At 64.9% G+C, this 13,219-nt stretch carries 11 protein-coding genes and 1 pseudogene; 11 read left to right on the forward strand and 1 reads right to left on the reverse strand.

The window, feature by feature from the left end:
* Positions 1-9 precede the first annotated feature (9 nt).
* Together CKW37_RS00315 and CKW37_RS00320 are read left to right on the forward strand one after the other, a co-directional pair.
* The gene (locus tag CKW37_RS00315) at positions 10-1,032 is read left to right on the forward strand and encodes an XdhC family protein (RefSeq protein ID WP_095153440.1); all 1,023 of its coding nucleotides are present in this window, start codon (positions 10-12) and stop codon (positions 1,030-1,032) included.
* On the forward strand, positions 1,029-1,598 hold the full coding sequence (locus tag CKW37_RS00320; RefSeq protein WP_095153441.1) for an NTP transferase domain-containing protein: 570 nt from the start codon (positions 1,029-1,031) through the stop codon (positions 1,596-1,598). The genes CKW37_RS00315 and CKW37_RS00320 overlap by 4 nt, the downstream gene beginning before the upstream one ends.
* A gap of 49 nt (positions 1,599-1,647) precedes the next feature.
* Here the strand turns inward: CKW37_RS00320 and CKW37_RS00325 are convergent, their stop codons facing one another.
* Complete coding sequence (locus tag CKW37_RS00325; protein WP_095153442.1) at positions 1,648-2,250, reverse strand: TetR/AcrR family transcriptional regulator; 603 nt, start codon at positions 2,248-2,250, stop codon at positions 1,648-1,650.
* 127 nt (positions 2,251-2,377) lie between these two features.
* On the opposite strand from CKW37_RS00325, the gene CKW37_RS00330 reads away from it, so the two are divergent.
* The 9 genes and pseudogenes from CKW37_RS00330 to CKW37_RS00365 all read left to right on the forward strand — a co-directional run bounded on the left by CKW37_RS00330 (position 2,378) and on the right by CKW37_RS00365 (position 13,219).
* A complete protein-coding gene (locus CKW37_RS00330) occupies positions 2,378-3,610 on the forward strand; it encodes a serine hydrolase (RefSeq protein WP_095153443.1) in 1,233 nt (410 codons plus the stop codon).
* A 21-nt stretch (positions 3,611-3,631) separates the two neighbouring features.
* Positions 3,632-4,753 carry an extracellular solute-binding protein gene (locus tag CKW37_RS00335; protein ID WP_256587655.1) on the forward strand — a complete coding sequence of 374 codons (1,122 nt, stop codon included), beginning with the start codon at positions 3,632-3,634 and terminating at the stop codon, positions 4,751-4,753.
* 229 nt (positions 4,754-4,982) lie between these two features.
* On the forward strand, positions 4,983-5,804 hold the full coding sequence (locus CKW37_RS00340) for a TorF family putative porin (protein ID WP_095153444.1): 822 nt from the start codon (positions 4,983-4,985) through the stop codon (positions 5,802-5,804).
* A gap of 78 nt (positions 5,805-5,882) precedes the next feature.
* Positions 5,883-7,745 carry a CocE/NonD family hydrolase gene (locus tag CKW37_RS00345; RefSeq protein WP_159985185.1) on the forward strand — a complete coding sequence of 621 codons (1,863 nt, stop codon included), beginning with the start codon at positions 5,883-5,885 and terminating at the stop codon, positions 7,743-7,745.
* Positions 7,746-7,805: 60 nt separating this feature from the next.
* Positions 7,806-8,375 carry a DUF3237 domain-containing protein gene (locus CKW37_RS00350; RefSeq protein WP_095153446.1) on the forward strand — a complete coding sequence of 190 codons (570 nt, stop codon included), beginning with the start codon at positions 7,806-7,808 and terminating at the stop codon, positions 8,373-8,375.
* A 161-nt stretch (positions 8,376-8,536) separates the two neighbouring features.
* Positions 8,537-9,232: pseudogene (locus CKW37_RS33470) on the forward strand (cache domain-containing protein); the annotation flags it as partial.
* Positions 9,233-9,259: 27 nt separating this feature from the next.
* Positions 9,260-10,096 (forward strand): methyl-accepting chemotaxis protein, encoded by an 837-nt coding sequence (locus tag CKW37_RS33475; RefSeq protein ID WP_371864256.1) that lies wholly within the window; start codon positions 9,260-9,262, stop codon positions 10,094-10,096.
* Between the two features lie 98 nt (positions 10,097-10,194).
* Positions 10,195-11,937: an amidohydrolase gene (locus CKW37_RS00360; protein ID WP_095153448.1), complete on the forward strand. Its 1,743-nt coding sequence runs from the start codon at positions 10,195-10,197 to the stop codon at positions 11,935-11,937.
* 139 nt (positions 11,938-12,076) lie between these two features.
* Positions 12,077-13,219 carry a hypothetical protein gene (locus CKW37_RS00365; protein WP_095153449.1) on the forward strand — a complete coding sequence of 381 codons (1,143 nt, stop codon included), beginning with the start codon at positions 12,077-12,079 and terminating at the stop codon, positions 13,217-13,219.

The following is a 13,219-nucleotide window of genomic DNA, read 5'->3' on the forward strand; positions in this document are numbered from 1 at the left end:
ATGGCAGTCATGGAAAGTATCGATTTTCTGGTCCTGCGTAGCGTCCGCGACTGGGTCAAGGCGGGCGAGCCGGTGTTGCTGGCCACCGTCGCCCGCACCTGGGGTTCGTCACCCCGGCCGGTGGGTTCGATGATGGCGCTGCGCGGCGATGGCCGGGTGGTGGGCAGCGTCTCCGGCGGCTGCATCGAGGATGACCTGATCCATCGCTACACCACCGCCTACGGCGGCGCCGGCATGCGCGGCGGCTTGCCCGAAGTGGTGCGCTACGGCGTCAGCGCCGACGAAGCCCACCGGTTCGGCCTGCCCTGCGGCGGCACCCTCGAACTGATCCTCGAATTCGACCCAGCACCGGCCCGCCTGGAGCAGTTGCTCGAACTGCTCGACAGCGGCAGCCTGGTGCGCCGCGACCTCGACCTGAGCGACGGCCAGGTCACCCTGACCCCGACCCAACTCCCGGAGCAGTTCAGCTTCGATGGCCGGCACATGTTCAACACCCTCGGCCCCGGCTACCGCGTGCTGTTGATCGGCGCCGGGGCGCTGGCCGAGTACCTGGCGACCATGGCCCTGTTCAACGGTTTCAAGGTCTCGGTGTGCGACCCACGGCCCGAGTACATGGGCGGCTGGAACGTCGCCGGGGTCGAGAAGATCATCGGCATGCCGGATGACGTGGTCCGGGCCTACCGGGTCGATGTCCGCACCTGCATTGTCGCCCTCAGCCACGACCCCAAGCTGGATGACCTGGCCCTGTTGGAGGCGCTGCACAGCCCGGCGTTCTACGTCGGCGCCATCGGCTCGCGCCGTAACAGCCAGTTGCGCCGCGAGCGGCTGATCGAGCATTTCGGCGAAACCGAAGCCTCGCTCAAACGCCTGCATGGCCCCATCGGCATCTATATCGGCAGCAAGACCCCCGCCGAAATCGCGGTCAGCGTCATGGCCGAAATCCTTGCCGCCAAGAACGGCGTTGCCCTGCCTGGCGAAATCAGCGTCTCGCGGGCCAAGCACAGCCGCGAACTGCAGGTGCCAGCGGCATGAGCACCTGCGTGGCGTTGGTGCTGGCCGCCGGTCGAGGCAAGCGTTTTGGCAGCGACAAGCGGCTGGCGCGGCTCCCCTCTGGCCAGACCGTGCTGGCCGCGACAGTGGAGCGGGTGCTGACCTGCTTCGATGAGGTCCACGTGGTGCTGCGGCACGACGATGAACCTCGGCAGTTGGGCCTCGATAGCCGGGTCGCGCTCATCCGCGCCGAATACGCCGACGAAGGCATGGGCGCGAGCCTGGCCGCGGGCATTGGCGCGCTGGCGGATAATCCCGCCGTGGCAGTGGCGGTGTTGCTTGGAGACATGCCCTGGATCGAGACGCAGACGCTGCGGCAGTTGTGCGCCCAAGCTGATAGCGAGCGCATCCTGATGCCGGTTCACCATGGCCAGCGGGGCCATCCGGTGCTGTTCGGGCGCCGCTTCTGGCCCGCCTTGTTGCGGGCAAACGGCGATCAGGGTGGCCGGCAGGTGATCGGCGACAACCCTCAGGCCTGTGTGCGGATCGAGGTGCAAGACCCCGGAGTTGTGCGGGATATCGATCTGCCTGGGGATCTCACGGGCTAAGTTACACCGACTATCCGCGCCGCGGCCTAAGCCAAGCGCCCCGATCCGCCTACGGCGCCAACCCCTCCACCAACGTCTGGGTCAGCGTGCGAATGCGCCGGTCATGGGCCTCCAGGTCCGGCACGTCGTCCTGCACCAGGCGCATGAACAGCGTCGAGCTGTAGTCATTGAGAAATTCCGCGACGAACTCGACATCGAACGACGCCTTCAACAAGCCCCGCGCTTGCAGATCGCGCAGCAAACCGGCCACTTCGTCGATCAGGCGCTGATTGAGGTGGGTCGCGGCGTCAGGGCGCGGGGTGAGCACGCCCAGCGGCAGCAACTCACGCCAGATCGCAGCGGGCAAGGCCTGCAGTTCACGGCGGATGATCTGCGATTCGAGATAACACATGGCATCGACCGCGTTGTCGAACACCGGCATCTGCACCCGGGCGTCGCCGAGCGCGCGCTGGTCGGCGTGTTCCATCAGAGCCAGCAGGATGTCCTGCTTGCTGCCGAAGTAATTGAACACCGTTGGTGTCGACACCCCGGCCTGGACGGCGATCTGCTCCACGGTGGTCGCGGTGAAGCCATGCGTCTCGAACAGCTCCAGCGCCGCGGTAACGATGGCCTCCCGCCGCAGTTCCTTTTGTCTCTGTCGTAATCCGCTCACGTTCTTCTCCGGGTGGCCTTGGCAAGGTGCCGATTCTAGTAAATTTTCAATCTCGATCAAATATTTTATTTGACTATAAAATTATATGGAGATAAAAATTTCCCACCGCCACCCCACGGAGCTGTCCATGAACACCGATTTCGTCGAGGCAATGCGCAGTGCCTATCGCACCAGCGCACCTTCCGTAGCGCCGTTGATGGAGGGGTTTCCACCGCCCGCCGCGCAACGGGTGACCTGGCACAACTTCATGACGCCGCCGCACAACCGCTGGGCGTTTCACAACCTGGGGCGGATCCGTCCGAGCATCAGCGTGCCACGTGGCCAGGCAGCCGCCGGGCCCCTGCCCGCCGCCGGCTATTCGATCGCCGACTTCAGTTTCCTCAGCGCATCGGGCGATGACGTCAGCCTGGCCGATCACCTCGCGGCGACCCACACCGACGGCTGGCTGGTCATGAAAGACGGCCAGGTCGCCCAGGAGCTGTACGCCAACGGCCACGGCGAGACCACGCGTCACATCATGTTCTCGGTAACCAAGTCGCTGATCGGCATGAAAGCCGAAGAGCTGGTGCAGAACGGCCAACTGGACGACCAACGCCTGGCCGCCCACTACGTCGCGGAATTCGAAGGCAGTGCCTTCGGCGACGCCAGCGTGCGCCAGTTGATGGACATGGCGGTGTCCATCGACTACGACGAGGTCTATGACGACCCCGACTCCGGCAGTTCGCACTTCGGCTACGCCTGCGGGCTCACCCCGCCACCGGCCGGTATCCAGGCCTGTCAGTCGCTCTACGAATACCTGCCAAGGATGCGCAAGCGTGGCGAGCACGGCGGTTTCTTCCACTACGTGACCGCGACCACCGAAGCCCTCGGCTGGGTGATGGAGCGCGCCACCGGCCGCAGTAGCGCCGAGCTGCTGGGCGACATCTGGCAGGGCCTGGGCTGCGAGCGCGACGGGTTTTTCCTCGCTGATCCGTGGGGCCGCAACATCACCGGCTGCGGCTTCAACGCGACCCTGCGCGACATGGCCCGCTACGGCAGCCTGCTGCTCGACCGCGGCCATTGCCAGGGCCGCCAACTGCTCAGCGCCGACGCCATCGGCGCCGTGCTGGCCGGTGGTGATCCGGCCATCTATGCCGCCAACGAGAGCTTCGCCCAGTGGAGTCCCGGGGCCAGCTACAAGAGCCAGTGGTATGTCTATCCCGGCGAAGCGCTGCTGGCGGTGGGCATCCACGGCCAGTACCTGTACCTGGATTTCGAGCGCCGCGTGGTGATCGTCAAGCAGTCGTCGATGCCGGTGGCCGAAAGCATCCTCGACATCGACACCGTCCGCCTGCTCCGCGCCCTCGTCCGTGCGCTCTGACCCGACCGACAGGAGAGCCCCATGAAGCATTTGCTGAAAACCATGACCACGGCCCTGCTGCTGGGCGGCGCCAGCCTGCTCGTCCAGGCCCAGGACCAGGCCCCGGATCAAACCCCGGGCGGTGAACTGCGCATCTACAACTGGATCGAGTACCTGCCCAAGGACGTGGTGCAGGATTTCCAGAAACACACCGGCATCAAGGTCATCTACGACGTCTTCGACAGCCCGCAAACGCTGGAGGCCCGTCTGCTGACCGGCACCGCGGGTTACGACCTCGCGTTCCCCGGCAGCAGCCAGGTGCCCAACCTGATCGCCGCCGGCGCCGTGCTGCCGCTGGACCGCCAGCAGTTGCCGAACTGGCATCAGCTCGACGCCAGCACCCTGCAACAGCGCGAGCACCTCGACCCCGGCAACCGCTACTCGGTGCCGTACCTGCTGGGCAGCACACTGATCGGCTACAACAAGGCCAAGGTCGAGGCGGTACTCGGCAAAGACGTCGACATGCGCGACTACGACTGGCTGTTCAAGCCGGAGCGCATCGCCCGCTTGAGCCAGTGCGGCGTGGCCATTCTCGACAGCCCCAACGAGGTCGTGCCGATCGCCCTGCACTACCTCGGCCTGGACCCGAACAGCACGCGCCAGGCCGATTACGACAAGGTCGAGGTGCTGCTCAAATCGATCCGGCCCTACGTGCGCTATTTCAACTCGTCCAAGTACCCCCAGGACCTGGCTAACGGCGATATCTGCGTGGCCCTTGGCTGGTCCGGCGGGATGCTCGCGGCGCGCAACATGGCCCTCGGCGCCAACAACGGCAACGACATCCGCATGGCCTTGCCGCGCCAGGGCACGCTGATGTGGTCCGACGACATGGTGATCCCCAAGGGCGCGAAGAACCTCGCCCAGGCCCATGCCTTCATCGACTGGCTGCTGCAGCCGGAGGTGATCGCCCGGGTCACCAACCAGATCGGCTACCCCAACCCCACCCCGGCGAGCAAGGCGCTGATCGACCCGCAACTGCTGGGCGAACACAACCTGTTCGTCCCGGACGAGGACCGTCACCTGCTGTTCCAGGCCGAGCCGCCACAACGGCAAGTGCTGCGCCTGCTGACGCGGCTGTGGAACCGGATTCGCTCCGATGTCTGAAGCACCCGCTCAACCGCACAAGGAGAACTGCACCCGCCGACACTGATCCACGACCCGCTTCACTCGCCCAAAACAAACCTTGCCCGGTGCCTGAGTGGCTCGCCTTCGATCGAGCCAGCGCTGTCGTCATGCCCGGAAAAAGCGCGGGGTCCATCAGGCCATCCAATAACAAGACCTACAACGCAACGCCCTTATCTGCCAGATCAATCACAACAATGGAGCAGAACACATGAACAAATTGACTCTCGGGGGGCTGGCCGGCGCCTTGCTCGGCCTCTCACTGTCCGCCCAGGCCATCGACCTGACCCCGGAAACCCTGCTCGACATCAACGTCGGGCTGGCCAGCGACTACCGCGTCGGCGGTTTCTCGCTGAACCAGGACGACGGCCCCGTCCTGCTCACGTCCGCCACCCTGGTGCACAAGATCAGCGGCCTCTACGCCGGCGTGTTCACCGCCAACGTCGACATGGGCACCCAGAGCAACCGCGAGTGGGACTACTACGTCGGCATCGCCCGGCCGATCACCGAGAACACGCGCTTCTCGCTGTCCTACGTCCGCTACGAATACCCCGGCGATAGCTGGATCAACTTCGGCGAATGGATCGGCACCCTCGGCTACCGCAACGCCACGGTAGGCTTCAAATACGCCAACGACCTGCGCAACCCGCCGGCCCGCGCCGCGGCCGCCGCCCAGGTCGACCAGTTGATCGGCTGGGGCGTATTGCCCGCCAACGCCGCCATCACCGAACGCGATGGGCACCGCCTGATCAGTTGGGCCGAATACGACTTCTACCTGCCGTGGCAGACCAAGCTCAACGTCCGCTTCGGCCACACCTCGACCCCGGACGACCAGGCCTGGCGCTCGGCCAGCGGCAAGTACCGCAGCGACTACAACGACTGGCAACTGGCGGTCAGCAAGCGCGCCTACGGCCTGGAATGGAAGGCCGCCTACATCGACACCGACCTCTCCAAGGCCGAGTGCACCAACAACTTCGGCAAGGGCGGCGACTGCTCCGCCACCGTGGTGTTCTCCGCCAGCAAGCGCTTCTGAGCACTGACTGAATGATGCGGGCCGCACGTCAGCGCCCCGCCACCCTACGCAACGACTGATCCGAGGATAGTTATGTCCATGCCCTCCCTCACCCGCGCGCTGAGCCTCAGCGCCCTGAGCCTGGCCCTGCTGCTTGCCGGTTGCGCCGGTGCCCCGCCCGGCGGCGACGGCCTGCCGCCGTCCGACCGCAGCTTCGAAGCCTTCTGGGGCAAGCGCGTCACCGGCTACATCACCGCCGCCGATGGCACCCAACTGCGCTACTCGGTGCTGCTGCCCAAGGGCGACGGCAAATTTCCGGTGCTGATCCGGTACAGCGGCTATGACTCCGGCAGCATCGGTGGCTCGGCCTATTTGCAAGACAACGAAACCTTCTCCGTAGCCATGGACAAGGACCTGGTGCAACGCGGCTACGCCGTGATGGGCGTGCAAGCCCGCGGCACCGGCTGCTCCCAGGGCACCTTCGACTTTCTCGGTCCGGAATACGGCACCGATGGCCGCAGCGCAGTCGAGTTCGCCGCGCAGCAGAACTGGTCCACCGGCAGTGTCGGCATGTTCGGCTGGTCGTGGGCCGGCATGTCGCAGTTGATGACCGCCTCGGAACGCCCGCAGGGCCTCAAGGCCATCGCGCCGGGCATGATCCTCGGCGATGCCTACACCGACAGTTGGTTCCTCGGCGGCGTGCCGAACCAGGAATTCACCACCACCTGGCACTGGTTCGTCGACCAGCGCTGGGAGGCGGTGAAGGCCAGCGCGAAAAGCGAAGGCGACGAGCGCTGCATCACCCAGGTGACGGAGAACCAGGCCAAGGTGGTCGACACCTCGCTGATGTACCAGATGCTCCGTCACCCGCAGCACGATGAATGGATGAAACAGCGCGCCCCGCGCGACCGCGCCAATCTTGTGCAGGTGCCGGTGCTGTCGATGCAGGCCTGGCAGGACGAGGCGGTGCTGGCCCGCGAAGGCTTCTACCAGGAGCGACTCGACCCGAAAAAGCTCTGGATGGTGCAAACCAGCGGCGGCCACAACCTCTACGAGTCTGAGCGCTTCCGCAAAAAGCTGTACGCCTTCCTCGACCACTTCGTCAAAGGCGAGCAGAACCAGTTCGAAAGCACCCCGCACCTGGAAATCTGGCAGGAAACCGTGGCCGACGACCGCAGCGGCCGCCATCAGGCCAACGAAAGCGCGCGCCCCGGCTGGACCATCGAACGCAACCAGTACCCGCTGGCGGTGAAGCCGGTCAGCTTCGCCCTGAGCGAGGGTGGCGAATTGATCCAGGGCGGCAAGGGCACCGGCAAACCGGACGCGTATATCTACCCGATCCCCGGCCCGGACGTGAACACCTACCTCAAGGACCATGCCTGGGGCTGGCAGCACCCGCTGTGGCGTGACGGCAGCCTGGCCTACACCAGCGCGCCGTTCGAACGCGACTTCCTCAGCTACGGCAGCGGCAGCGCGGACATCTGGCTGTCGACCTTCCTGGCCCCGGACACCGATGTGCAGGTGACCATCACCGAAGTGCGCCCGGACGACAAGGAAGTGTTCGTCCAGCGCGGCTGGCTGCGCATGTCCAACCGCAAGCTGGACGACAGCAAGTCCAGCGAGTTGCGGCCACAACAGCTCAACGACCCGGACGGCATCCAGCCAATGCTGCCGAACGTGCCGGCGCTGGGCCGGGTGGAAATCCCGCCGTTCTCACACCCGTTCCGTGAAGGCTCGCGGCTGCGCATCTGGATCGACGCGCCTTCGCGCACCGGTGGCTACGGCTTCGCCTACTACGCGCTGCCCAGCCGCAACACGGTGTTCCATGACGCGGCGCACCCTTCGCGCCTGGTGCTCGGCGAACTGACCGGCGTCAGCGTGCCGCCGGACCTGCCCGAGTGCAATTCACTACTCAAACAGCCTTGCCGCCACGATCCGCTGTCGTCCTGGCCGCCGTTCTGACCCTCGCGCCACCCGCGACGGACGCGGGTGGCCCACCCCTCATTGCCACGAGCTGAAACCATGAAAGCACTCAAGACGCTGCGCCTGCTGTGCCTGTTTCTCGCCGCGATCTGCCTGTCACCGGCCCAGGCGCTGGAACTCAAGGAAAAAATCCCCAAGCGTCTGGACAACCAATTGGTCATGCAGATCAGCGTCCAGCTCGGCCCGCGCGAAGACATGGGCAAAGGCCCGGACGGCATGCGCATCAACTACCCGATCATCGGCGGCAGCTTCACCGGCAAGGGCGTCAAGGGCACCGTCGTTCCGGGCGGCGCCGACATGTCGGTGACCCGCGACGACGGCGTCACCCTGATCAACGCGCTGTACCGCCTGAAGACCGACGACGGCCAGCTCATCATCATCGACAACCCGGGCATCTGGCGCCTCAACGAATCCGGGCTGGCCAAGAAAGCCAAGGGCCTGGAACTGCGCGACATGCAGGAAAGCGATTTCTATTGCCGCACAACGCCGCGCTTCAAGACCCAGCCCGGCGCCAATGCCTGGCTCAACGACTATGTGTTCGTCGGCACCATCGACGGCATCAGCGAGCACGAAGTGCTGATCAGCGTCTACAAGGTTGGCGGCGTCTGATGCTGCCAGGGCGCACGCACTCCGCTCCCTGGCGTGCGCCCGTTTTTTTTCCGTTGGGCAGTCGTACCGCGAGGCGCACCATGCTGAGCCTGAGAAACATCGCAATCGAAAGACGCCTGTGGCTGATCCTGGCGATCGCCATGCTGACCATCGCCGTGCTCATGGCCCTGGTCCTGGTCCAGATCCGCGCGGGTTTGTACGGGGCCAAGATCTACCAGATCCAGACCGCCGTGGAGAACACCGCCGGCATCCTCCAGCGCTTCCATCACCTGCAGCAGCAAGGGCTGCTGAGCGAGGAAGAGGCACAACAACAGGCGCGGGAAATGATCCGCGGGCTGCGCTATGACCGCACCGAGTACTTCTTCATCCAGAGCCTCGGCCAGCGGATGCTCCTGCACCCGATGAGCCCGGCCCTCGAAGGCCAGGACGTCAGCGGCCTGAAAGACGCCAACGGCCTGGCGATCAACGGCGAGATGCTGAAGATCGCCCAGGGCGCCGGCAAAGGCATCGTCGAATACAGTTGGACGAAACCCGGCGGTGCCGGTGCGGCGGACAAGATCTCCTATGTCGAACTGTTCAAGCCCTGGGGCTGGATTCTCGGCAGCGGCGTGTACATCGACGACATCCAGGCCCGCTTCCACTACGAAGTGCTGCGCATCGGCGCCATTGGCCTGGCCTTGTCGGCGCTGCTGGTGCTGGTGACTGCGCTGATTTCCCGAGGCATCGCCCGGCCGTTGAAAAACACCGTGCAGGCCATGGCCGAAATCGCCCGGGGCAATGGCGACCTGACCCGCCAACTGGCGACCGATGGCCGCGACGAACTGTCCGGGCTGGCGCGTGACTTCAACAGCTTCACCGCGACCCTGCGCGGCATCATCGGCGACATGCGCATCGCCGCGACGGCGACCGACGAAGCCGCGCAGACCATCCACGACAACGCAACGTCCGCCCGGCAACAGAGCGCGCTGCAAGCCCAACAAGTGACGCTGGTCGCCACCGCGCTCAATGAAGTGACCTACAGCATCCAGGACGTCGCCAGCCACGCGCAGGCGTCGGCGAAAGAAGCGTCCGATGCCGAATCCCAGGCGCTGGACGGGCTGAAGAACGTCGAACTGACCCTGCGTGAAATCGACGGGCTGTCGACCCTGATCAACAGCGGCGTCGAAACCATCAATTCCGTGGCGCAGCAAAGCGAACGGATCAGCTCGGTGCTGGCCATCGTGCGCGCCATCGCCGAACAGACCAACCTGCTCGCCCTCAATGCCGCCATCGAGGCGGCACGGGCCGGCGAACAGGGCCGCGGCTTCGCCGTGGTGGCCGATGAAGTGCGCCTGTTGGCGCAGCGCACCCAGGACGCCACCACGGAAATCCAAGGGATGATCGGCGAACTGAGCGTCAGCAGCGGCAACGCCGTGGCGATGATCAGCCAGACACGCACGCTGTCCGGCCACACCGTCACTCAGGCCAGCCTGGCCGGCGAGCGCTTGCGCGCCATCGTCGAGTCGTTGCGGGCCATCGCCCTGCAAGGCAGCAGCGTGGCCGAGGCGACATTGCAACAGTCACTGGCCGTCGAAGACATCAACCGCAACCTGTCCAGCGCTGCCGAACAGGCCAAGCAAGCGGCCGAGTTCGCCCAGCGCACCCGCGACCTGAGCGACCGTCTGCATGCGGGTTCCAGTGATCTGAAACTTACCTTGAACCGCTTCAGGATCGAGCACTGAGTATCGCGAGCAAGCTCGCTCCTACGGTAATGCGGTCCTGTAGGAGCGAGCTTGCTCGCGAGAGGCTCCCCTTTTTCACACCGACACCGAGCACGCCAATGAAACGACTTTCCACCACCCTCTGCGCCCTGCTGCTGGCCCAGTTCACCGGCCATGCCCAAGCTGCGGCCGACCTCATCCTGGTCAATGGCCAGATCTTCACCGCCGACCAGCACCGGCCACAGGTCCAGGCCATGGCGGTCGAGGGCGACAAGGTCGTCGCCACCGGCAGCAACGAGCAGATCCGCGCCCTCGCCGATGCCGACACCCAGGTACTCGACCTCGCCGGCAAGCGGGTCATGCCGGGCCTGATCGACACCCATTCCCATGCCATTTTCGGCGGACTCTCGCTGTCGGCGGCGAACCTGCAGGATGAAGTCGTCGCCCTCCCCGAACTGGAGCAGCGCCTGCGCCAATGGCGCGACAACGGCCAGGCCCGCCTGGGCGCGGACACCTTGCAAGTGCAGGGCATGAACTCGGGCTACTGGGCCCAGGCCGAAGCGCTGGGGCGGCTCTTCAACCAGGGCGAATGGGCCACGACCCCGATCATCCTGATGGGCAGCGACCACCACACCGCCTGGGTCAACGCCCGGATGCTCGCCGTCGCCGGCATCGACAAAGCGTTGCTGGCCAGCCTCGACGCAGCCGAGCGCGACACCATCGGCGTGCTGGCGAATGGCGAGCCCAGTGGTTTCCTGGTGGACGCGGGCTGGGACCGGGTCTCGGCCGTGCTGCCGCCACTCGACGACGCCACCCTGCTCAAAGGCGCCGAAGCCGCAGTCCGCTACAACAACAGCCTCGGCATCACCGGCTGGATGGACCCGGCGGCCAACACCTCGCCGGGTCAGGCAGTGTTCGCCATCAAGCCCACGGCAACCACCGTCGGCGTGCTGCCGGGCTACAAGGCGCTGGGCCTCAAGGGCCAGTTGAGCGCCCACGTCGCCGCCTTGCTGGTGGCCAACCCGAAAAGCCGCCCCGCCGACCTGGAGGTGCTGGAAACGGTTCGCCAGCAGTTCGCAGGCGTGCCCAACCTGACCCTGCCGGGCATCAAGATCTTCGCCGACGGCGTGCTGGAATTCCCCGCGCAGAGCGCCGCGGTCATCTCGCCGTACAGCAACAGCCACAAACAGGGCGAACTGCTGTTCGATCCCGAGCACTTCGGCGAATTGGTCACTGCTGCGGACAAACGCGGCTGGCTGGTGCATATCCACGCCGTCGGCGACCGTGCCGTGCGCGAATCGCTCAACGCCTTCGAACAGGCCCGCGCCGCCGGTGACAGCGGGATTCCCCACTCCATCACCCACCTGCAACTGGTCAACCCGAAAGAGTTCACCCGCTTCAAGCCGCTCAACGTGATTGCCTCGATGCAACTGCTCTGGGCGATTGGCGACGACTACGCCATCGACATGGTCAAGCCTTACGTCAGCGCCTTCGCCTTCCGCTTCCAGTACCCGGCCCGCTCGCTGCTCAAGGCCGGCGCCACCATCGCCGGCGCCAGCGACTGGCCGGTATCGTCCGCCAACCCATGGCTGGCCATCGCCCAGGCGACCACCCGGCGCGGCAGCAAAGGCGTGCTCAACCCCAAAGAAACCATCCCGCGCGAGGTGATGTTCTACGCCTACACCCTGAACGCGGCGAAAACCATCCGACTGGAAGACCGGATCGGCTCGCTGGTCAAAGGCAAGCAGGCGGATTTCGTGGTGCTGGACCGGGATGTGTTTACCGTCGACGAGCAGGCCTTGGCCGAGACGCAGGTGGTGCAGACCTGGTTTGGCGGGAAGGAGGTGTATCGGCAACCATAGGCAACGGGCTGAAAGGGAATTGTTGTTTCGCGATGGCGCATTGATATCTATGTGCTATTACTTCTGTTCCTCGACCTTGCAATGGAACTGCAAAAGTCAGGCGTGAGGTCGCCAGTAATATCGCGCAAAAGGAATTGCCATGAGTGAAACAGCAAGGACACAGGCCGCCGCATCGGTTGGTCCATGGAGCAAGCTCTATGAACTCAAAATCGAATTCGCGGACGACGGCGTCCCTAATGCCGGCAAAATCTACAAGAATGGCTATCAGCAGATCGGAGTGCTGCTGACGGCCAAGCCGACAGACGACCAGGGCAACCCGCTGACCGAAAGCAACAGCCCCGGCATCACCGCGCTGGTACGCCGCGCCCTGGGGTTGGTGGACTACAAGGACGCCAGCCGGCTGCAGTTCGTCCAGGCCGGCAACACCGGCGCACACTGGTGCTACACCGACACGGCCAACGGATTCACCACAGGCAGTTCGATGAACACGTTCCTGTTCAGCACAGGCTCCGTGGATGATGCGGACAGTGACGTGCTGCAATTCAGTTTCTACGTCATGTGCCCGCCGGCTGAACATGCCGCGACCATTGCCATCGCCGCGCAAGCCGATGTGCCCAACCCCGACGGCGGCGGTACCTACTCGGTGACCACGCGTGGCGTCGAACCCAACGATTTCCCAAAGAACACGCTCAGCATCGCCGCCGTGCCGCCGGTTCGCTACACCGACCTCAACACTGACCTGGCCTCGTTCCAGGCCTATCAGGATCCGGACAACAGCGAGACGCAAAAGATCGTGGCGCGCAACCATGTGTTTGCCTGCCGCGAGCCAGGCCATGAGTTCATCCGCTTCGACATCGCCCCGGCCAGCGTCGGCGAGTACTGGCATGTCTTCGACGAAAGCACCGCTTACCAGAACCCCGGCGAAGCATTCAAGCGCTACCGCAAATTCAACATCGCCTATGCCTGGAGCAAATCCAGCCCAGCGCAACAGCAGGTGTTCGGTCTGAAGGATCAACCGGGTAGCGCGTCCCACTGGTGGCCGGTTCAGGTCAACCAGGATGACAATTCCTTCTATTTCACCGTGGCCGAGTACGACACGACCCTGGGCGGTGGCCGCGGCTTCGGTTACCCCGGTTCGCCGGTCAACGTCTCTTCGCCGGCTAGCGGCGGCAAGTCCAATGTGTATTTCACCGTGTGGGATCAGTTCGGCAACTCAGGGGACTTCACCCCGGAAACCGAGGGGCTTCTCGATGATTTCAAGGTAAAGCCGGGCAGGTCCTGA

Origin of the sequence: Pseudomonas sp. Irchel 3E13 (assembly GCF_900187455.1) — a bacterium.
Classification (GTDB): domain Bacteria; phylum Pseudomonadota; class Gammaproteobacteria; order Pseudomonadales; family Pseudomonadaceae; genus Aquipseudomonas.

Bases quoted from the DNA above. Each gene is read 5' to 3' on its own strand.
- CKW37_RS00340 (WP_095153444.1), top strand. From the start codon at position 4,983: ATGAACAAATTGACTCTCGGGGGGCTGGCCGGCGCCTTGCTCGGCCTC.
- CKW37_RS33475 (WP_371864256.1), top strand. From the start codon at position 9,260: ATGCGCATCGCCGCGACGGCGACCGACGAAGCCGCGCAGACCATCCAC.
- CKW37_RS00350 (WP_095153446.1), top strand. From the start codon at position 7,806: ATGAAAGCACTCAAGACGCTGCGCCTGCTGTGCCTGTTTCTCGCCGCG.
- CKW37_RS00320 (WP_095153441.1), top strand. From the start codon at position 1,029: ATGAGCACCTGCGTGGCGTTGGTGCTGGCCGCCGGTCGAGGCAAGCGT.
- CKW37_RS00365 (WP_095153449.1), top strand. From the start codon at position 12,077: ATGAGTGAAACAGCAAGGACACAGGCCGCCGCATCGGTTGGTCCATGG.
- CKW37_RS00360 (WP_095153448.1), top strand. From the start codon at position 10,195: ATGAAACGACTTTCCACCACCCTCTGCGCCCTGCTGCTGGCCCAGTTC.
- CKW37_RS00345 (WP_159985185.1), top strand. From the start codon at position 5,883: ATGCCCTCCCTCACCCGCGCGCTGAGCCTCAGCGCCCTGAGCCTGGCC.
- CKW37_RS00335 (WP_256587655.1), top strand. From the start codon at position 3,632: ATGAAGCATTTGCTGAAAACCATGACCACGGCCCTGCTGCTGGGCGGC.
- CKW37_RS00330 (WP_095153443.1), top strand. From the start codon at position 2,378: ATGAACACCGATTTCGTCGAGGCAATGCGCAGTGCCTATCGCACCAGC.
- CKW37_RS00315 (WP_095153440.1), top strand. From the start codon at position 10: ATGGAAAGTATCGATTTTCTGGTCCTGCGTAGCGTCCGCGACTGGGTC.